This window comes from Caballeronia sp. INML2 (assembly GCF_023631365.1).
Lineage (GTDB): Bacteria > Pseudomonadota > Gammaproteobacteria > Burkholderiales > Burkholderiaceae > Caballeronia > Caballeronia turbans.
In genome coordinates this window covers 60097-78352 of record NZ_JALQDH010000038.1, presented here as the reverse complement: position 1 = coordinate 78352, position 18256 = coordinate 60097, and the positions used below count along the sequence as shown (strand labels likewise).

18 protein-coding genes and 1 riboswitch are annotated in these 18256 nt (G+C 64.8%); of the genes, 16 read left to right on the top strand and 2 right to left on the bottom strand.

Annotated features, from left to right (window positions below):
- Positions 1 to 163 precede the first annotated feature (163 nt).
- The 5 genes from fliE to NCT32_RS13250 all read left to right on the top strand — a co-directional run bounded on the left by fliE (position 164) and on the right by NCT32_RS13250 (position 3198).
- Positions 164 to 529 (top strand): flagellar hook-basal body complex protein FliE, encoded by a 366-nt coding sequence (fliE, locus tag NCT32_RS13270; RefSeq protein WP_250477198.1) that lies wholly within the window; start codon positions 164 to 166, stop codon positions 527 to 529.
- A gap of 221 nt (positions 530 to 750) precedes the next feature.
- Positions 751 to 1170 carry a flagellar export chaperone FliS gene (fliS, locus tag NCT32_RS13265; protein WP_250477197.1) on the top strand — a complete coding sequence of 140 codons (420 nt, stop codon included), beginning with the start codon at positions 751 to 753 and terminating at the stop codon, positions 1168 to 1170.
- 28 nt (positions 1171 to 1198) lie between these two features.
- Positions 1199 to 1528: a flagellar protein FliT gene (locus NCT32_RS13260; protein ID WP_061120326.1), complete on the top strand. Its 330-nt coding sequence runs from the start codon at positions 1199 to 1201 to the stop codon at positions 1526 to 1528.
- Positions 1529 to 1570: 42 nt separating this feature from the next.
- Entirely contained in the window at positions 1571 to 2887 is a 1317-nt protein-coding gene (locus tag NCT32_RS13255) for a flagellar hook-length control protein FliK (protein ID WP_250490391.1), read from the top strand.
- Entirely contained in the window at positions 2884 to 3198 is a 315-nt protein-coding gene (locus tag NCT32_RS13250; RefSeq protein ID WP_061120256.1) for an EscU/YscU/HrcU family type III secretion system export apparatus switch protein, read from the top strand. The genes NCT32_RS13255 and NCT32_RS13250 overlap by 4 nt, the downstream gene beginning before the upstream one ends.
- A 10-nt stretch (positions 3199 to 3208) precedes the next feature.
- Here the strand turns inward: NCT32_RS13250 and NCT32_RS13245 are convergent, their stop codons facing one another.
- A complete protein-coding gene (locus NCT32_RS13245; protein WP_250490390.1) occupies positions 3209 to 4906 on the bottom strand; it encodes an isovaleryl-CoA dehydrogenase in 1698 nt (565 codons plus the stop codon).
- Positions 4907 to 5216: 310 nt separating this feature from the next.
- On the opposite strand from NCT32_RS13245, the gene NCT32_RS13240 reads away from it, so the two are divergent.
- Positions 5217 to 6896 (top strand): OmpA family protein, encoded by a 1680-nt coding sequence (locus NCT32_RS13240; protein WP_250477194.1) that lies wholly within the window; start codon positions 5217 to 5219, stop codon positions 6894 to 6896.
- 45 nt (positions 6897 to 6941) lie between these two features.
- Here the strand turns inward: NCT32_RS13240 and NCT32_RS13235 are convergent, their stop codons facing one another.
- Positions 6942 to 7925, bottom strand: a complete 984-nt coding sequence (locus NCT32_RS13235; protein ID WP_061120259.1) for a LysR family transcriptional regulator — start codon at positions 7923 to 7925, stop codon at positions 6942 to 6944.
- A 130-nt stretch (positions 7926 to 8055) separates the two neighbouring features.
- On the opposite strand from NCT32_RS13235, the gene NCT32_RS13230 reads away from it, so the two are divergent.
- From NCT32_RS13230 to NCT32_RS13185, 10 genes are all read left to right on the top strand, one after another.
- Entirely contained in the window at positions 8056 to 8499 is a 444-nt protein-coding gene (locus tag NCT32_RS13230) for a CidA/LrgA family protein (protein ID WP_061120260.1), read from the top strand.
- 10 nt (positions 8500 to 8509) lie between these two features.
- A complete protein-coding gene (locus NCT32_RS13225; RefSeq protein ID WP_250477193.1) occupies positions 8510 to 9232 on the top strand; it encodes an LrgB family protein in 723 nt (240 codons plus the stop codon).
- Between the two features lie 80 nt (positions 9233 to 9312).
- A riboswitch (S-adenosyl-L-homocysteine riboswitch) is annotated at positions 9313 to 9451 on the top strand.
- 32 nt (positions 9452 to 9483) lie between these two features.
- Positions 9484 to 10902, top strand: coding sequence for an adenosylhomocysteinase (ahcY, locus tag NCT32_RS13220; RefSeq protein WP_061120261.1), 1419 nt, complete (start codon positions 9484 to 9486; stop codon positions 10900 to 10902).
- An 83-nt stretch (positions 10903 to 10985) separates the two neighbouring features.
- Positions 10986 to 11339 (top strand): phage holin family protein, encoded by a 354-nt coding sequence (locus NCT32_RS13215; RefSeq protein ID WP_061120262.1) that lies wholly within the window; start codon positions 10986 to 10988, stop codon positions 11337 to 11339.
- 37 nt (positions 11340 to 11376) lie between these two features.
- The gene (gene metF, locus NCT32_RS13210; protein ID WP_250477192.1) at positions 11377 to 12216 is read left to right on the top strand and encodes a methylenetetrahydrofolate reductase [NAD(P)H]; all 840 of its coding nucleotides are present in this window, start codon (positions 11377 to 11379) and stop codon (positions 12214 to 12216) included.
- Positions 12217 to 12538: 322 nt separating this feature from the next.
- A complete protein-coding gene (locus tag NCT32_RS13205) occupies positions 12539 to 14170 on the top strand; it encodes an ABC transporter substrate-binding protein (protein ID WP_061120264.1) in 1632 nt (543 codons plus the stop codon).
- Between the two features lie 126 nt (positions 14171 to 14296).
- The gene (locus NCT32_RS13200; protein ID WP_061120265.1) at positions 14297 to 15307 is read left to right on the top strand and encodes an ABC transporter permease subunit; all 1011 of its coding nucleotides are present in this window, start codon (positions 14297 to 14299) and stop codon (positions 15305 to 15307) included.
- Positions 15308 to 15320: 13 nt separating this feature from the next.
- The gene (locus NCT32_RS13195; protein ID WP_061120266.1) at positions 15321 to 16238 is read left to right on the top strand and encodes an ABC transporter permease subunit; all 918 of its coding nucleotides are present in this window, start codon (positions 15321 to 15323) and stop codon (positions 16236 to 16238) included.
- A 1-nt stretch (position 16239) separates the two neighbouring features.
- The gene (locus tag NCT32_RS13190) at positions 16240 to 17232 is read left to right on the top strand and encodes an ABC transporter ATP-binding protein (RefSeq protein ID WP_250490389.1); all 993 of its coding nucleotides are present in this window, start codon (positions 16240 to 16242) and stop codon (positions 17230 to 17232) included.
- On the top strand, positions 17229 to 18233 hold the full coding sequence (locus NCT32_RS13185; protein ID WP_061120268.1) for a peptide ABC transporter ATP-binding protein: 1005 nt from the start codon (positions 17229 to 17231) through the stop codon (positions 18231 to 18233). The genes NCT32_RS13190 and NCT32_RS13185 overlap by 4 nt, the downstream gene beginning before the upstream one ends.
- Positions 18234 to 18256 lie beyond the last annotated feature (23 nt).

The following is an 18256-nucleotide window of genomic DNA, read 5'->3' as shown; positions in this document are numbered from 1 at the left end:
CGTTCTTCCCGCGCTTTGAAAAATCACCGGCTGCTAATCTTTTTCGTACTCGGCGAACCTCCGCAATTGCGTCGCCGAACCCGAGGCCACCGCCCACGCGCGGCGCGGGCCGTCCCGCCTTCGGACGCGTTCCGCCGGCTATTCCCTGTCATCCGGAGTCAACATGAACTTTCCGATCAATCCGCTTTCCGCCGCGCTCTCGGCCATTCAGTCGCTGGCGTCGCAAGCCGCCGGCGGGACGTCCGGTCCCACCAGCGCGTCGGGCGCCGTCTCGGGCCAAAGCGGGACATCGGGCGCGGCAAGCGTCGGCAGTTTCTCCGAAGCGCTGAAATCGTCCATCGACAAGATCAGCGACAACCAGACGAAGGCGCTCGGCGAGGCGCACGCCTTCGAGATCGGCGCGCCGAACGTGTCGCTCAACGACGTGATGGTGGACATGCAGAAGGCGAACGTCGGCCTGCAGTTCGGGTTGCAGGTGCGCAACAAGCTCGTGTCGGCCTACAACGACATCATGCAGATCTCCGTCTGACGGCCGCCCTCTCGCGATCCTGCCCTTCATTCTTGCGACGGCTCTGGAGCCTCGCTTCCTAAAGCTTTGCCGCGTTTCTCCGATAACCCCGATAACGGCACGGCGAACGATGGTTCGCCTGCCTGCACCGGCTTGGCCGGGCGCACACGGATCAGGACGAGAGGCACGGCGTTCCGCTTGAAATGCGGAATGCCGCGGCATCGCATAAGGAGAATCGAGAGATGTATTCCCCAGGACACGCTGGAGCCAACGCCTACGCACGCGTGGGCGTGCAGACAGGAGTGATGGGAGCGAGCCCGCACCGGCTGATCGTGATGCTGTACCAGGGTGCGCGGCAGGCGATCGCGCAGGCCCGCATGCACCTGCATCAGAACAATGTCGGCGCACGCGGCGCGGCGATCAGCAAGGCCATCAGCATCGTCGAGAGCGGTTTGCAGCAGGCGCTCAACAAGGATGCGGGCGGCGAGATCGCGCAGCGGCTGGACGCGCTGTACACGTATATGACGCGCCGGCTGCTCGAGGCGAATCTGAAGCAGAACGAGGCGATGCTCGTCGAGGTCGACAATCTGCTCGCGACGCTCGAGGAAGCCTGGGTGGGAATTGGACCGGAAGTGGCGCAAATGACCGCCGCGCCCGTTTGACGGGATGCGCGTCGACTGCCTGAAAAGAATGAAGACGACACAAGAATATTTCGCCCACTACGAGGCGATTGCCGCGGTTTCCGGCCAGATGCTGGTGGCCGCGCGCGGCGGCGAATGGAGCGAGCTGAAGGCGCTGCAAGGCACCTACCGCGAGTTGGTCGAGCAACTGAAGCAAGTGGATTCGGCCTCGGAACTCGACGAAAGCGCCCGCGCGCGCAAGCTGGACCTCGTGAAGAAGATTCTCGCCGACGACGCCGCGATCCGCGATCTGACGTCGCCGAGCCTCGCGCGTCTGTCGGCGCTTTTCACGGTCAACAGCCCGGCGCGCGTACTGAAAAAAATGATCGGATTGCGCTAGGCGCGGTCCGCGCCCGGCCGTGGCGCATATGAGGATGTGGGCATGACTGGACTCGATACCGCGATCGCATCGTTGCTCGCCAGCCGCACCGAGCTCCTTCTGTCCGCGATTCGCGCGCCGAACGGCGTGAGCGGCAGCGGCGTCACCGGTGCGAGCGTCGGGCAGACGACGACGCAAACGGACATGTTCCAGACCGCCGGCACGCCTGGCGGCGCGGCGGCGCCGGCGGCATCGGCGCAAACCGCGTTCTCCAGCGTCGCGCGCACGCTCGACGCGATCTCGCGATTCGGCGGCGCGACGCCCGCGCTGACCGGCGACGCCCCGCTCTGGCCGACGCCGCCGCGCCCGGCGAGCGCCTTCGCCGCGCTCACGACCGGCCTCTTCGATACCGCGTTCTCTTCCAACGCCGCCGCCGTCGCCGCCGCGCGCGCCGCGACGCAGAACCTGCCGCCGCTGCCTGCCGCCGCGCTCGCGGCCGCGCTGGCGAAAACCGTGGACGAAAGCGGGCTCTTCTACGAATCGCATCTGGTGCAATGGCTCGCGGGCCAGCGCAGCGCAGCGTCGCTCGCCAACGAGCCGCAGGCGCGCGCCGATGCGCGGTCAATGTCCTTGCCGCTCGATCCAGCCAGCGACGCATGGCTCGACGACGCCCGCGCGCCGCAATTCACGCCCGATACGCCCGACTTCCCCGGGCGTCCGGTCCCGACGCCGCAGACGCCGCAGCAAGCCGCCGCGCTCGCGGCGTCGGTGCGCGATGCGCCGCCGTCGGCGCTTTCGAATTCGCAAAACGGCAACGCCGCCGGCGGCGCGAACGCCCAGACGGCGCAGCCGAGCCAGCAGGAATCGGCGCTTCAGGCGTCGGTCGCGGCGGGCATCCATCCGGCGACGCTCAATGTCGTGCGTCAGCAACTCGACGTGCTCGCGAACCAGCAGTTCCGCTGGCAGGGCGAGGCGTGGCCCGGCACGCGCTTCGAATGGGAGGTGGCCCGCGAGCCGCGCGATCCGCGCACCGCAGACGATGCCGCCGACGCCAGCGACAAGCGCGCGTGGCGCACGCGGATCACGCTGTCGCTGCCCGCGCTCGGCACCGTCGACGCCGAGCTCGTGCTGGCGGGCGAGAAGCTCGTCGCGCGCATCAAGGCGGGCGATACGGGCGCACGCCGTCTCGCCGCCGACGGCGCCGCGTTCGCGCGGCAGCTCGAAGCGGCGGGCATCGCGCTGGCGTCGCTTTCCGTGCGCTCGATGGACGGCACGACCGATCTCGCGCTTTCCGGCGACGATGCCGCCGCGAAAAAACCGGTGCGCTCGCCGCTCGAGCATCTGTTTCGTCCGCAGGCGGGTGAGGGGAGCGAAACATGAGCGGGCAGGATCATCCGCCGTACACGCGCAGGCAGGCGACCGCGCTCGCCTACGACGCGGGCAACCGCGAAGCGACGCCGCGCGTCATCGCGAAGGGCTATGGCATGGTCGCGGAAATGATCGTGCAGCGCGCGAAGGAAGCGGGCCTGTACGTGCACGAGTCGCCGGAAATGGTGTCGCTGCTGATGCAGGTCGATCTCGACGCGCACATTCCGCCCGCGCTGTATCAGGCGGTCGCGGAATTGCTGTCGTGGGTGTATCGGCTGGAGAACGAGGAGCCGATGCGCGAGATCGGAAGGGCCGTGCGTTGACACCTTCCCGTCATGCCCCGAACGCCCGCGTGACGATCGCCGCATGATCGAAGCGCGCGGGCAGCGTGCCGTACACGCGGCCGGTTTCGCCGCGCGCATCGCCGAGCCGCGTTTGGATGAACGCATCCGCGACTTCCTGCGGCGCATGCCGCGCGAGCAGCACGCCCTGCGCGCATAAGGCCAGTTGCTGCGCGATGCGCCGCGCCGACGCCTCCCGCCCTGCCGGATCGCTCGTCAGCATGCCGGCCAGCGACGACAGCGCGCCCGCCAGCGCCGGATTTGCGCCCGCGCTCGTCTTCCAGTCGTCCAGTAGCGCGTGCGCGGCGTCCTGCTCGCGCTCGAACGCGCGCAGCACGTCGAGACACATCACGTTCCCCGAACCCTCCCAGATCGAATTGACCGGCGCCTCACGATAGAAACGCGCCATCGGCGCGGTTTCGACATAGCCGTTGCCGCCCCAGACTTCCATCGCTTCACCGGTGAATTCGAGGGCGCGCTTGCACACCCAGAATTTCGCGGCGGGCGTCACGATGCGCCGCCAGGCGCGCTCGGCGAGCGCCCCGTCGGGCGCGGCACTCTGCTCGAATGCGCCGGCGAGCCGCATGAAGAGGACCGTGGCCGCCTCGGATTCGAGCGCGAGATCGGCGAGGACGTTGCGCATCAACGGCTGATCGACGAGATGCGCGCCGAACGCACTGCGATGCCGCGCATGATGGATCGCCTGCACGAGCGCCGCGCGCATCAGCGCCGCGCTGCCGATCACGCAATCGAGCCGCGTGAAGTTCGCCATCTCGATGATGGTCGGCACCCCGCGCCCTTCGTCGCCGATCATCACGCCGTAGGCATCGAAGAACTCGACTTCGCTGCTCGCGTTCGAGCGGTTGCCGAGCTTGTCCTTCAGGCGCTGGACCTGGACCGCATTCTTGCGGCCGTCCGGTGCGAAGCGCGGCACGTAGAAGCAGGACAGGGCGCCTTCGTCGGCGGTGCGCGCGAGCACGAGATGCGCGTCGCACTGCGGCGCCGAGAAGAACCATTTGTGACCGACCAGCCGATAAGCCCCGCCGCGCCCCGGCGCGCCGAGCGCGCGCGCACGCGTGCGGTTGCTGCGCACGTCCGAGCCGCCTTGCTTTTCGGTCATGCCCATGCCGATCATCATCGAATGCTTGCCGGCTTCGAGCGGAATGTCGCGCGGATCGTGCTCACGCGACAGCAGCGGCCCCGCGATGCGCGCGAAGAGATCGGGCTCGTTGCGCAGGACCGGAATGCTCGCGAACGTCATCGTGATCGGGCATAGCGAGCCCGATTCGAGCTGGCCGTGCAGATAGTAGCCGGCGCAGCGCGCGGCCATCGATCCGGCGCGCGCGGACGGCTCGAACGGCAGCGCGTGCAGTCCCTCGTGCCGCAGACGCCGCACCAATTCGTGCCAGGCCGGATGAAACTCCACGGCGTCGATGCGCTCGCCGCGCGGATCATGCGTCGCGAGTTCCGGCTCGTGCCGGTTGGCGAGATCCGCCAGCGCGACCACGTCCGGCTGCGTCAGCGCCATGCCGTCGCGCGAAAGCGCTTCTGCATGCCATTGCGCGCCTTCCCGTTCGACGGCGGCGGCGAGCGCCGGATCGAAGGCGAACGCGTCGTAGCCGACGAGCGGCGGCGCCTGATTCGTCACGTCGTGTGTCTGCCCGAACGGGCGGTCGGCGGAATCGGGCATCGTCGGTCTCCTTCTTCGCGCACGCACCGGCGGCGCGCTGACTCGTCACTGTCGGGCGTCCGCAACAGCCGTTTCACTGTCGCGAACGCCATCTCGAATTCAAGAATCATAGGCCGCGCATGGATCGGACGGGTAGACGCATCGTTCTTTTCAGAATCGCGCACGCCTTTCTGATGCGCAGTCCTAAAGCGCAAATCAGTGAGACAAATCCGATTGTTAGTCCTGCCCCAATGACGCGCAGGAGCCCGAACCTATAATCGGCTCGCCTATTCGGGCGGATGCAATAACGCCTTTCACGGAAGCATTCTCAATGAGCATCAACCTCAATCAACTTGTCCAGGGCGCTTTGTCAGAAAGCGTGTTGCAGCACATCGCCGGGCGCATCGGCTGCGCGCCGGAATCCGCGAGGCGCGTCGTGTCGTTGTGCGGCCCCGCGCTCATCGGCGCGATGATGAACAAGGCGTCGTCGCTCGAGGGCGCGCGCAATCTGTTCGCGTCGATCATGTCGCCGGCCACGAACGCGCTGATCGCGGACGAGCTGCCGCATTTCGCCGTGCAGGACGATGGCTTCAAGACGCTCGTCGATACCGGCGCGCAGGCCGACGCGGCGATCGCCTCGCACGACAGCATCAACGTGCTCGCCGAGCGTGTCGCCGAACATACCGGCGTGGCGGCGAGCGCCACGCGCACGCTGATCGGCGTGGTCGGCGCGACGCTCTTCGGCGTGCTCAAGCGCCATCTCACGCAGCACAACGGCAGCCCTGACCAGCTTCCGACGCTCCTCGGCCATCAGTTGCCCGTCGTGCGCGCGAACATGACCGACTCGTTCGCCCATGCACTCGGTCTCGGCTCGGTCGGCGCGTTCCTCGCCGGTGTCGCGTCGCGGCTGAAGGCGGTTGCCGCCCACCTCGAGCATCCGGCGACGCAAGAGGCGGCGGTGTTTTCGCAGCCGCCGGAAGCGCCTGCCGCGTTCGAGCAACCCGTGAAGGAAAACGCCCGCAAGAAGAATTGGTGGTGGATCGCGCTCGCTGCCGCGCTTGCCCTGCTCGCGGTTCTGCTCGGCCGCGGCTGCTCCACGGAAAAGCAGGAACAGGACGCCGCGCCCGCAGCGAAGCCGGACGCGCTTTCTGACTCGGGTTCGGAAGCAAATGGCGCTTCCGACACGGCAATGGCGGCAGCCGCAACCGCCGATCAATCGTCGGCGCCCGCCGCGCTGCCGGGCAAGGACGCGACGATGTCCCTCGTCGTCGATGCATCCGGCATGCCTACTTTGAGCGCCACGGTCCACAACGAAGAGGAGAAGCGCCAACTGATCGACGCGCTCACGGCGAAGCTCGGCGCTAACAAATTCCACGCGAACATTTCGGTCGATCCGGACACGAAACCGGCCGCGTGGATCGCCAAGCTCGATGCCCTGCTGCCGGTCATGACGCTGCCGGGCGCGCAAGTGCGCATCGCGGGCGACAAGATCGATCTGAGCGGCCGCGCGGGCGATCCGAAGCTCGGCTGGCTGAGCAAGCTGAAGTCGTTCTTCGGCGACGGCTGGACCATCAGCGCAACCGACACGACGGCCGCAACGAAGGCCCTGGCCGCCTCCGACGCGCACGCCGCCGCGAGTTGCGCCGCCACAGACACCGCGAAGAATCTGAATCTGCATCCGATCCACTTCGGCTTCGCATCGAACTCGCTGTCGCGCGCCGCGTTGGACGAACTCGCCGAATCCGCGAAGGCGCTGAAGGCGTACAATGCAGCCGGCAAGCCGGTCAAGCTGCAGATCGGCGGCTATACGGACAGTTCGGGCGATTCGGCGGCAAACATCCACCTGTCGGCGAAGCGCGCGCAGGCCGTGCGCAGTTATCTGGTCCGGCACGGCGCGCCGGCAGACACACTGACGGCGGAAGGTTTCGGCGACGCCCATCCGATCGCGGACAACGCGACGCGCGAGGGCCGCGCGGCAAATCGCCGGATCGAGTTCAAGGAACTGAACTGATTTCAGAAACGCCCCGAGGCCGCTAAAAAAAACGCGCCGGTCCGCTCATCGCGGCCGGCGCGTTTCGTTTTTCGCTTCGGCGGGTCGAGTTCCCGCTTCGTTGCGTTGCGCGCGGGGGAATCCATCGGCCATGAAATCCTGATCGAGATTCGCGGGCAGCATTTCACGCGCGACTTCGATCCACGCGCGCGCTGCATGCGACAGATAACCGTTGCGCCGCCAGCCGAGCGCCATGTCCCAGTGAATCTCGGGCGCCACGACCGGACGACAGGTGAACGCGTTGGCGTCGAGCCGGCGGCAATACGGCGCGGGCAGCAGCGCGATACCGATGCCCGCCTGCACGAGCGCCGCCATGAAATCCCAGTGCCCGCTGCGGCCGACGATTGTCGGCGCGAAACCCGCCTCGCGGCACGCGTTGAGCACGACGTCGTTGAGCGCCAGGCTTTCGCCGTAGAACACGAACGGCTCGGCGGCGAGATCGGTGAGGGCGACTTCGCTGGCGTCGTCCCAGCGCGAACCCTTGGCCGCGACGAGCCACAGAATCTGCCGGCTGACGGGCAGGACGTCGAACATCGCGGTGTCGACCGGCTGCAATACGCCGCCCAGTTCCAGTTCGCCGTCGATCAACGCCGCCTCGATCGCCTTCGAGCCGCGCTCGAACAACTTCAACTCGACCTTCGGATAGCGACGCCGGAATGCCGCGATCGCGGGCGTGAAAAGCGAGCCGCCCATCGGCGGAATGCCGATTGTCAGCGTGCCGCGCCCGAATGTGCCGAGATCGTTCAATTCGGCCTCCAGCCGCGCGTGCGCCGCCAGCACCTCGACACCGCGCTGATACACGATCTGCCCGGCGTCCGTCAGCACCATCTGCCGGCCTTCGCGCAGAAGCAGCGGCGAACCGACCTCATCCTCCAGCGCCTTCACCATTTTGCTGATGGTCGGCTGAGTCACGAACATGTGTTCAGCGGCGGCCGTGAAGCTCTTTTGCTTCACAACTTCGATGAAGTATCGCAAGGCGCGCAATTCCATCTTCGGCTCCGGAATTCCAGTTCGGAATGTTCGAGATAAGGTTAATTCATTTTTATTATGCAAGGTGCGCCCATATACTCGGTCTACAGGTTAACCCTAGTTCATTGAATTTCAACGCGAAGAGTCCGCCATGTCCGCTGTCCCCATGACCCATCCGCAATCCGCTTTCGGCCGCTTTCTGCGTGTCGCGGTGCAGTCCGCCGCGCTCGCGGCGATCTGGGTCGCGGCGGATTTCGTCGCGCGCAAGCTGGCGCTGCCGGTGCCGGGCGGCGTTGTCGGCCTGGTCGCGCTGCTCGCGCTTCTGTTCTGCGGCGGCATCGCCCCGCGCTGGGTGAAGGCGGGCGCGGACTGGCTGCTCTCGGACATGCTGCTGTTCTTCATTCCGGCGGCGGTCGCGGCGGTTCAGTACGGCGGCCTCTTTATGGAGGACGGCTGGCGGCTCGCGCTCGTCGTCGTCGGGGGAACGTTGATGGTGATGGTGGCCGTCGCGTTCGCGGTCGACCGTGCGGCGGGTCTCGAACGCCGCCTCGCGCTGCGCCGCGCGCTCGTGGCGCGGCATGCCGCGCGGGCCTGAGCGAGCCGACATGAACCACTTTTTTGCCGCCCTCATCGCCGACGACGCCGCGCGGCTCGTCGCGGCGGGCTGCTTCGTGCTGACCGTCGCGCTGTACTTCGCGGCCAAGCATCTCTACGCGCGCTTCCGGCGGCCCTGGCTCACGCCGCTGCTGGCCGTGCCGGCCGTGCTCGCGCTCGTCGTCGTGATGGCGCGCATTCCGTACTCCGTCTATTACGCCGACACGCGCTGGCTCATGTGGCTGCTCGGTCCGGCGACCGTCGCGTTCGCAGTGCCGATCTACGAATACCGCGCGCTCATCAAGCGTCACTGGATTTCGCTTACTGTCGGCGTGACGGTCGGGATTCTGGTCGCGGTCGGTGGATCGCTGATGCTCGCGAAACTGCTGCATCTGTCGCCGGAACTTCAGCGCAGCCTCGCGACGCGCTCCGTCTCCACGCCCTTCGCGCTCGCCGTCTCCGACAAGATCCACGCGCCGAAGGACTTGACCGCGCTGTTCGTGATCGCGACGGGCGTCTGCGGCATGCTGTTCGGCGAAATCGTGCTCGCGCTCGTGCCGTTGCGCACGCGGCTCGCGCGCGGCGCGTTGTTCGGCGCGGCGGCACACGGCGTCGGCACGGCGAAGGCGCGCGAACTTGGCAGTGAAGAGGGCGTCGTTGCGAGCCTCACGATGATGATCGCCGGCGTCGCGATGGTGCTGCTCGCTCCGCTGCTGTCGTCCTTGCCGTTCTGATCGCGAACGGCGCCGCGAATGCCCTCGCGCGCGCCTCAGAATAGGCTCGTTTCCACGAGACTTTGCTACAATCGACGCTCGCTTCCGAGGAGCGTTGCGACGGGCAATTGTTGAACATTCGCCCGCCAGGCTCGGAAGCATTCAATCCGGACGGTTCAAAAAGCGCCATGCAATCAGGGCGCCCGCTGAGCCACCGCATTCGAACGGCGCTCACGTCAACATTTCTAGTCTTTTTAGAAAAGGAGGGCGTGATGAACGCCGCAGTTCTCGATTCAAATTCCAAGGATTACGTCGTCGCCGACATGTCGCTGGCCGCATGGGGCCGCAAGGAACTCGACATCGCCGAAACGGAGATGCCGGGCCTTATCCAGACGCGCGAAGAATACAAGGCGCAGCAGCCGCTGAAGGGCGCGCGCATCGCCGGTTCGCTGCACATGACGATTCAGACGGGCGTGCTGATCGAAACGCTCACGGCGCTGGGCGCGGACGTGCGCTGGGCCTCGTGCAACATCTTTTCGACGCAGGATCACGCAGCCGCGGCGATCGCCGCTGGCGGCACGCCGGTGTTCGCGTTCAAGGGCGAATCGCTCGACGAGTACTGGGAATTCACCCATCGCATCTTCGAATGGCCGAACGGTCAGTTCGCCAACATGATTCTCGATGACGGCGGCGACGCAACGCTGCTGCTCATTCTCGGCGCGAAGGCGGAGAAGGACCGCTCGGTCATCGCCAAGCCGACGAACGAGGAAGAAGTCGCGCTGTACAAGGCCATCGGCAAGCATCTGGACAACGATCCGACGTGGTACTCCACGCGCCTGTCGCACATTCAGGGCGTGACGGAAGAAACCACCACCGGCGTGCATCGCCTGTATCAGATGGAGAAGGAAGGGCGTCTGCCGTTCCCGGCCATCAACGTGAACGATTCGGTCACGAAGTCGAAGTTCGACAATCTCTACGGCTGCCGCGAGTCGCTCGTCGACGGCATCAAGCGCGCGACCGACGTGATGATCGCGGGCAAGATCGCGGTCGTGGCCGGCTACGGCGACGTGGGCAAGGGCTGCGCGCAATCGCTGCGCGGTCTGGGCGCGACGGTGTGGGTCACGGAAATCGATCCGATCTGCGCGCTGCAAGCCGCGATGGAAGGCTACCGCGTCGTGACGATGGAATACGCCGCGAGCCGCGCGGACATCTTCGTGACGGCGACGGGCAACTACCACGTCATCAATCACGACCACATGAAGGCGATGCGCAACAACGCGATCGTCTGCAATATCGGCCACTTCGATTCGGAAATCGATATCGCATCCACGCGCCAGTACACGTGGGACAACATCAAGCCGCAGGTCGATCACATCGTCTTCCCGGACGGCAAGAAAATCATCATTCTGGCTGAAGGTCGTCTGGTGAACCTGGGCTGCGCGACGGGCCATCCGTCGTTCGTGATGTCCAACTCGTTCACGAACCAGACGCTCGCGCAGATCGAATTGTTCACGCAAGGCAAGAAGTACGAGAACAAGGTCTATGTGCTGCCGAAGCATCTCGACGAGAAGGTGGCGCGCCTGCACCTCGGCCGCATCGGCGCGGAACTGACCGTGCTGTCGGATGAGCAGGCCGGTTACATCGGCGTCGACAAGAACGGTCCGTTCAAGCCCAACCACTACCGCTACTAATCGCGAGCGGCGGCGAATCGTTGCGCGGGCGGAAGGTTCGAATCCGCCTGCGCGACCAACACGCATCAACCGGAGATTCCTCGATGACCGTGCTCCTGACATGGCTGATCAACGCGCTCGCGCTCCTGATCATCACATACCTGGTGCCGTCGATACACATTCGCAGTTTCGGCACGGCGCTCATCGTCGCGGTGGTGCTGGGGCTCATCAACGCGATCATCAGACCCGCGCTCATCATCCTCACGCTGCCGGTGACGATCGTCACGCTCGGGCTCTTCATACTCGTCGTGAATGCGCTGTGCTTCTGGCTGTGCTCGTCGCTGTTGAAGGGCTTCGAAGTATCGGGCTTCTGGTCCGCATTCTTCGGCTCGATTCTGTACAGCATCGTGTCGTGGCTGTTGTCGGCGCTGGTGTTCGGGAATCGCAATTTCGGGTGACGCTGGAGCGCGGACGCTGCCGTCCGTCTAAAACATCATGAAACCGATCGAACTCTCATTCGAGTTTTTTCCGCCGAAGGCGCAGGAAGGCGTGGACAAGCTGCGCGCTTCCCGCGCCGAGCTGAAGACGCTCTCGCCCAAGTTCGTCTCCGTGACTTTCGGCGCGGGCGGCTCCACGCAGCAAGGCACGCTCGACACCGTGCTCGAAATGGCCGCGGAAGGCTTCGAGGCCGCGCCGCATCTTTCGTGCGTCGGATCGTCCAGGGAGAATCTGCGCGCGATTCTCACGCAGTACCGTGAGCACGGCATTCGCCATATCGTCGCGTTGCGCGGCGATCTGCCCTCGGGCATGGGCGAAGTCGGCGAGTTGCGCTATGCGTCCGAACTCGTGGCGTTCATTCGCCAGGAGCACGGCGACTGGTTCAACATCGAAGTGGCTGCGTATCCGGAGTTTCATCCGCAGTCGAAGTCGCCGCGCGCCGATCTGGAAAACTTCGCGCGCAAGGTGAAGGCGGGCGCGAATTCCGCGATCACGCAGTACTTCTTCAATGCCGACGCGTACTTCAGGTTCGTCGAGGAAGCGCGCAAGCTCGGCGTCGACGTGCCGATCGTGCCGGGCATCATGCCGATCACGAACTTCACGCAACTGATGCGCTTCTCCGACATGTGCGGCGCGGAAGTGCCGAAGTGGATCGCGCGCCGGCTCGAAAGCTTCGGCGACGATCGCGAGTCGATTCGCGCATTCGGCCTCGACGTGGTGACGGGCCTGTGCCGCCGTCTCCTCGATGGCGGCGCGCCGGGCCTGCATTTCTACACGCTCAACGGCGCGTGGGCCTCGAAAACGGTCTGCGAGCGTCTCGGCTTCAAGAGCGCCTGACCTGCATCAATGTTTCGCCCGTGCGGCGCTCGCCGCGCGGTTCTTTTCTTTTCCTCCCTCTTTATTCGACTTTTCGCGCCGATCATCGCCATCGCGCGCAATATTTCGTCGTCCTTCTATCACCTCGACGCATGGCCGATAACCTACCCTTATCGAAGCGCCATCGACGACAAACTCTAGTGGGGAAAACCAAGCGCGCATGTCACTTTTGTTCGTGCTAGGGTAGCGCCCGACTTTGCGCACACGCGTCGAAAAAACGGGTGGTGCGATCAAGTACACTCGCGCTACACCGGCCAGAAGCCGGTACTGACTTGGAGGAAACATGAACAAAAACAGCCTGTTGCGAGCCGTCCGCCGTTCGGCGCTCGCGGGCGCCGTGGCCACGGCGACGCTCTTCGCAGCATCCGCCGCGAATGCCGCCATCCCGAACAAGACGCTCGTGTACTGCTCGGAAGGCAGCCCGGCCGGCTTCGATCCGGCCCAGTACACGACCGGCACCGACTTCACCGCGAACACGTTCACCGTGTACAACCGCCTCGTCGAATTCGAGCGCGGCGGCACGAAGGTCGAGCCGGGTCTCGCCGAAAAGTGGGACGTGTCGTCCGACGGACTGACCTACACGTTCCATCTGCGCCACGGCGTGAAGTTCCAGACGACGTCGTACTTCAAGCCGACGCGCGAATTCAACGCGGATGACGTGATCTTCACGTTCAACCGCATGCTCGATCCGAACAATCCGTTCCGCAAGGCGTACAACGTGCAGTTTCCGTACTTCACGGACCTCGGCATGGACAAGCTGATCTCGAAGATCGAGAAGGTCGACCCGTACACCGTGAAGTTCACGCTAAAGGAAGTGAGCGCGCCGTTCATCCAGAACATGGCGATGGAATACGCGTCGATCCTCTCCGCCGAGTACACGGACAAGCTGCTGAAGGACGGCAAGGCCGCCGACATCAACCAGCAGCCGGTCGGCACCGGACCGTTCATCTTCCGCAGCTACACGAAGGACGCGACCATCCGCTTCGACGGCAATCCTGATTACTGGAAGCCGAATGCGGTGCAGATCTCGAAGCTGATCTTCTCGATCACGCCGGATGCCGCCGTGCGCGTGCAGAAGCTGAAGAACAACGAATGCCAGGTGATGAGCTATCCGCGTCCGGGCGACATCGCGGCGCTGAAGTCGGCGTCGAATGTCGATACGCCGTCGCAGGCCGGCTTCAACGAAGGCTATGTCGCGTACAACGTGACGAAGAAGGACCTCGGCAACACCGACGTGCGCCGCGCACTCGACATGGCGATCAACAAGAAGGCGATCATCGATTCCGTGTATCAGGGTGCGGGCCAGCCGGCCACGGCGCCGATGCCGCCGACGCAATGGTCCTATGACAAGAACCTCAAGGGTCAGGCATACGACACCGCGAAGGCGAAGGAACTGCTTGCGAAAGCGGGCTTCCCGAACGGCTTCGAGATCACGTTGTGGGCGATGCCCGTGCAACGCGCATACAACCCGAACGCGCGCCTGATGGCGGAAATGATCCAGGCCGACTGGGCGAAGATCGGCGTGAAGGCGAACATCGTGTCGTACGAGTGGGGTGAGTATCTGAAGCGCGCGCACGCGGGCGAACATGATGCGCTCCTGATCGGCTGGACGGGCGATAACGGCGATCCCGACAACTGGCTCGGCACGCTGCTCGGCTGCGATGCGGTGAAGGGCAGCAACTTTTCGAAGTGGTGCTACAAGCCGTTCGACGATCTCGTCGTGAAGGGCCGTTCGACGACCGATGTCGCCGCGCGCACGAAGGCCTACACCGATGCGCAGCAGATCTTCGCGCAACAACTGCCGTTCTCGCCGATCGCGCACTCGACCGTGTATCAGCCTGTCAGCAAGAAGGTGACGAACATGAAGATCGAGCCGCTTGGCTACGTGCGTTTCGACGGCGTCGGCATGCAATAAGGTTTTGCTGCGGAACGCTTTTTGCACTAAACCATAACTAATCGAATAGGTCCGGCGGCGCGGGTCGAAGAACGATCCAAGCCGCCGGACACGTTTCTAGTCCCTCCAATACCGAAAAGGGCGATCATGTTCCGATTCGTTTTGCGACGCATAGGAATGGTGATACCGACGTTCATCGGCATTACGATTCTCGCGTTCGCGCTCATCCACCTGATTCCGGGCGACCCCATCGAAGTGATGATGGGCGAGCGCGGCGTGGACCCGGCGATGCATGCCGAAGCCATGAAGCGCCTCGGCCTCGATCAGCCGCTTCCGCTGCAATATCTCACTTACGTCGGGCATGCGCTGAAAGGCGATCTCGGCATGTCCATCATCACGAATACGAGCGTGATGGGCGAGTTTCTCGCGCGCTTTCCCGCGACGGTCGAGCTCTCCATCTGCGCGATGATCTTCGCGCTCGTCGTCGGACTGCCGGCAGGTGTCGCGGCTGCGCTCAAGCGCGGCACCGTCGTCGATCACGGCGTGATGGGCACGGCGCTCACCGGCTACTCGATGCCGATTTTCTGGTGGGGCTTGATCCTCATCATGTTCTTCTCGGCGAAGCTCGGATGGACACCGGTGTCGGGCCGCATCGCGGTGGAATACGACATTCCGCACGTCACGGGCTTCATGCTGATCGATGCGCTCTTCTCCACCGACGAAGGCGCGTTCACGTCGGCGCTCTCGCATCTGATTTTGCCGACCATCGTGCTCGGCACGATTCCGCTCGCGGTCATCGCGCGCATGACGCGTTCCTCGATGCTCGAAGTGCTGCGCGAGGACTACATCCGCACCGCGCGCGCGAAGGGTTTGTCGCCGCTGCGCGTGGTCGTCGTGCATGCGTTGCGCAATGCGCTCATTCCGGTGGTGACCGTGATCGGCCTGCAGGTCGGCACTCTGCTCGCGGGCGCGGTGCTGACCGAGACGCTGTTCTCGTGGCCGGGCGTCGGCAAGTGGCTCATCGATGCCATTTCGCGTCGCGACTATCCGGTCGTGCAAGGCGGCATTCTGATGATCGCGACACTCGTGATCGTCGTGAATCTGGTCGTCGATCTGCTCTACGGCGTGTTGAATCCGCGCATTCGCCATACTCGCTGAGGTCACACAAGATATGGCTGACATTCAAAACAATCTCCCGCCCGGAGCGCTTACGCCGCCGTCCGGCCGCATGGTCGCCGCGCGCGAATTCTGGGCGAACTTCTCGCGCAATCGCGGCGCGGTGGTCGCGGGCCTGATCGTGGTTGTACTGGTTCTGGTTGCGCTGTTCGCGCCGCTGATCGCGCCGCATAGCCCGATCGAGCAATACCGCGACTACGTGAAAATTCCGCCCGCGTGGCTCGAAGGCGGCAACCGCATGTTTCTGCTCGGCACCGACGAAGCGGGCCGCGATATCCTCTCGCGTTTGATGTACGGCGCGCGGCTGTCGTTCTGGATCGGCTTCGTGTCGGTGATTCTCGCGCTGATTCCGGGCGTCGTGCTCGGCCTCATGGCCGCGTTCTTCAACTGGCTCGATACGCCGATCATGCGCGTGATGGACGTGCTGCTCGCGTTGCCGTCGCTGCTGCTCGCGGTCGCCGTCGTCGCGATCATCGGGCCGGGGCTCGTCAACACGATGCTCGCAATTGCAATCGTCGCGCTGCCGGGTTATGTGCGTCTGACGCGCGCGTCGGCGCTCGGTGAATTGCAGAAGGAATACGTGACGGCATCGCGCGTCGCGGGCGCGGGCACCGTGCGGCTGATGTTCTCGCAAGTGCTGCCGAACTGCGCCGCGCCGCTCATCGTGCAGGCGACGCTCGGTTTTTCGTCCGCGATTCTCGATGCCGCCGCGCTCGGCTTCCTCGGCCTCGGCGTGCAACCGCCGGCGGCGGAGTGGGGCGCGATGCTGGCATCGGCGCGGGATTACATCGAGAGCGCATGGTGGATCGTGACCATGCCGGGCCTGTCGATTCTGGTCTCGGTGCTCGTCATCAACCTGCTCGGCGACGGTCTGCGTGACGCGCTCGATCCGAAACTCAAACGGATGGGCTGACATGAACGATCTTCTGACTATCCGCAATTTGCAGGTGACGTTCGGCGGCACCCAGGCGGTCGATCGCATCGACCTGAGCGTGAAGCCGGGCGAAGTGGTCGGCGTCGTGGGCGAATCCGGCTCCGGCAAGAGCGTCACGATGATGGCGCTGATGGGCCTCATCGACGCGCCCGGCAAGGTCACCGCCGATCAGGTCACGTTCGACGGCAAGGACTTGCTGAAGGCATCGGCGCGCGCGCGTCGAAGCATCATCGGCAAGGACATTGCAATGGTGTTCCAGGACGCGCTCACGAGCCTGAACCCGAGCTACACCGTCGGCTATCAGATCAAGGAAGTGCTGAAGCTGCACGAAGGCTTGCGCGGCGATGCGCTCGACCGGCGCGCACTCGAGCTGCTCGATCAGGTCGGCATTCCGGATGCGAAGAGCCGCATCAACGCGTTTCCGCATCAAATGTCGGGCGGCATGAACCAGCGCGTGATGATCGCGATGGCGGTCGCGTGCAATCCGAAGCTGCTGATCGCCGACGAGCCGACCACCGCGCTCGACGTGACGATCCAGGCGCAGATCATGGAGCTGCTCGTCAAGCTGCAGAAGGAACGCGGCATGGCGCTCGTGCTGATCTCGCACGATCTGGCGGTCGTGTCCGAAGTGGCGCAGCGCGTCGCGGTGATGTACGCGGGCGAGATCATCGAAACGAATCATGTGCCGACGATCTTCAGCGAGCCGCATCATCCGTACACGGAAGCGCTGCTCGCCGCGATTCCCGAACATAGCCGCGGCGCGGAGCGTCTTGCCGCGCTGCCGGGCATGGTGCCGGGCAAGGACGACCGGCCGAGCGGATGTCTCTTCGCGCCGCGCTGCAAGTACGTCGTCGACGATTGCTGGAAAGGCCGGCCGGGTCTCTTTCAGCTCGACAAGCACGATCCGGCCGTGCGCGCGCGTTGCATCAAGCCGTTGAACATCGATGTCGTGGTGGAAGGAGGCGCGCGATGAACGCCGTACCGAAGGAAATCAATCAGGACATCGTGCTCGCCGCGGACCAGCTCACGAAGTACTACGACGTGAAGCGCAGTGCGTTCAAGCACGGCACGGTCAAGGCGCTCAACGGCGTGTCGTTCGAACTGAAGCGCGGCCGCACGCTCGCGGTCGTCGGCGAATCGGGCTGCGGCAAGTCCACGCTCGCGCGCCAGTTGACGATGATCGAAACACCGACGTCGGGCCGCTTGCTGATCGACGGCGATGATGTCGCGGGCGCGAGCAAGGCGAAGATCGCTGAGTTGCGCCAGCGCGTGCAGATGGTGTTTCAGAATCCGTTCGCGTCGTTGAATCCGCGCAAGACCGTCGAGCAGACGCTCGGCGAGCCGCTTGCCATCAACACGTCGCTTTCGGCGACGGAGCGCGCCGAACGCATCGCGAAAATGATGCGCACCGTCGGCCTGCGGCCCGAGCATGCGACGCGTTATCCGCACATGTTTTCGGGCGGGCAGCGTCAGCGCGTCGCGATCGCGCGGGCGATGATTCTCGATCCGCAGATCGTCGTCGCGGATGAACCCGTGTCCGCACTCGATGTGTCGATTCAGGCGCAGATCCTGAACCTGTTCATGGATCTGCAGGCGCAGTTCGGCACGAGCTACGTGTTCATCTCGCATAACTTGTCGGTGGTGGAGCATATCGCCGACGATGTGATGGTCATGTACTTCGGCGGTGTTGCCGAAGTGGGCGACAAGAAGACGATCTTCGCGAATCCGCGCCATCCGTACACGCGCGCGCTGATGTCCGCGACGCCCGCGATCTTCGAGGAAGACCGGCGCATCAAGATCAAGCTGCAGGGCGAGATGCCGTCGCCGCTCAATCCGCCATCGGGCTGCACGTTTCATCAGCGTTGCCCGTATGCGATCGAGCGATGCCGTGTGGAAGAGCCGAAGCTGCGCGAGGTCGACGGGCGTCAGGTGTCATGCCATCGCGCCGAGGAGGTCGGCGAGGGCGAAGCCTGAATCTCGCCGGGCAGGTCAGGTGT

Coding starts and splice junctions, on each gene's coding strand:
- NCT32_RS13205 (WP_061120264.1), top strand. CDS start 12,539: ATGAACAAAAACAGCCTGTTGCGAGCCGTCCGCCGTTCGGCGCTCGCG.
- NCT32_RS13185 (WP_061120268.1), top strand. CDS start 17,229: ATGAACGCCGTACCGAAGGAAATCAATCAGGACATCGTGCTCGCCGCG.
- NCT32_RS13245 (WP_250490390.1), bottom strand. CDS start 4,906: ATGCCCGATTCCGCCGACCGCCCGTTCGGGCAGACACACGACGTGACG.
- ahcY (WP_061120261.1), top strand. CDS start 9,484: ATGAACGCCGCAGTTCTCGATTCAAATTCCAAGGATTACGTCGTCGCC.
- NCT32_RS13235 (WP_061120259.1), bottom strand. CDS start 7,925: ATGGAATTGCGCGCCTTGCGATACTTCATCGAAGTTGTGAAGCAAAAG.
- fliE (WP_250477198.1), top strand. CDS start 164: ATGAACTTTCCGATCAATCCGCTTTCCGCCGCGCTCTCGGCCATTCAG.
- NCT32_RS13195 (WP_061120266.1), top strand. CDS start 15,321: ATGGCTGACATTCAAAACAATCTCCCGCCCGGAGCGCTTACGCCGCCG.
- NCT32_RS13260 (WP_061120326.1), top strand. CDS start 1,199: ATGAAGACGACACAAGAATATTTCGCCCACTACGAGGCGATTGCCGCG.
- NCT32_RS13225 (WP_250477193.1), top strand. CDS start 8,510: ATGAACCACTTTTTTGCCGCCCTCATCGCCGACGACGCCGCGCGGCTC.
- NCT32_RS13190 (WP_250490389.1), top strand. CDS start 16,240: ATGAACGATCTTCTGACTATCCGCAATTTGCAGGTGACGTTCGGCGGC.
- NCT32_RS13250 (WP_061120256.1), top strand. CDS start 2,884: ATGAGCGGGCAGGATCATCCGCCGTACACGCGCAGGCAGGCGACCGCG.
- NCT32_RS13240 (WP_250477194.1), top strand. CDS start 5,217: ATGAGCATCAACCTCAATCAACTTGTCCAGGGCGCTTTGTCAGAAAGC.
- fliS (WP_250477197.1), top strand. CDS start 751: ATGTATTCCCCAGGACACGCTGGAGCCAACGCCTACGCACGCGTGGGC.
- NCT32_RS13230 (WP_061120260.1), top strand. CDS start 8,056: ATGTCCGCTGTCCCCATGACCCATCCGCAATCCGCTTTCGGCCGCTTT.
- metF (WP_250477192.1), top strand. CDS start 11,377: ATGAAACCGATCGAACTCTCATTCGAGTTTTTTCCGCCGAAGGCGCAG.
- NCT32_RS13200 (WP_061120265.1), top strand. CDS start 14,297: ATGTTCCGATTCGTTTTGCGACGCATAGGAATGGTGATACCGACGTTC.
- NCT32_RS13255 (WP_250490391.1), top strand. CDS start 1,571: ATGACTGGACTCGATACCGCGATCGCATCGTTGCTCGCCAGCCGCACC.
- NCT32_RS13215 (WP_061120262.1), top strand. CDS start 10,986: ATGACCGTGCTCCTGACATGGCTGATCAACGCGCTCGCGCTCCTGATC.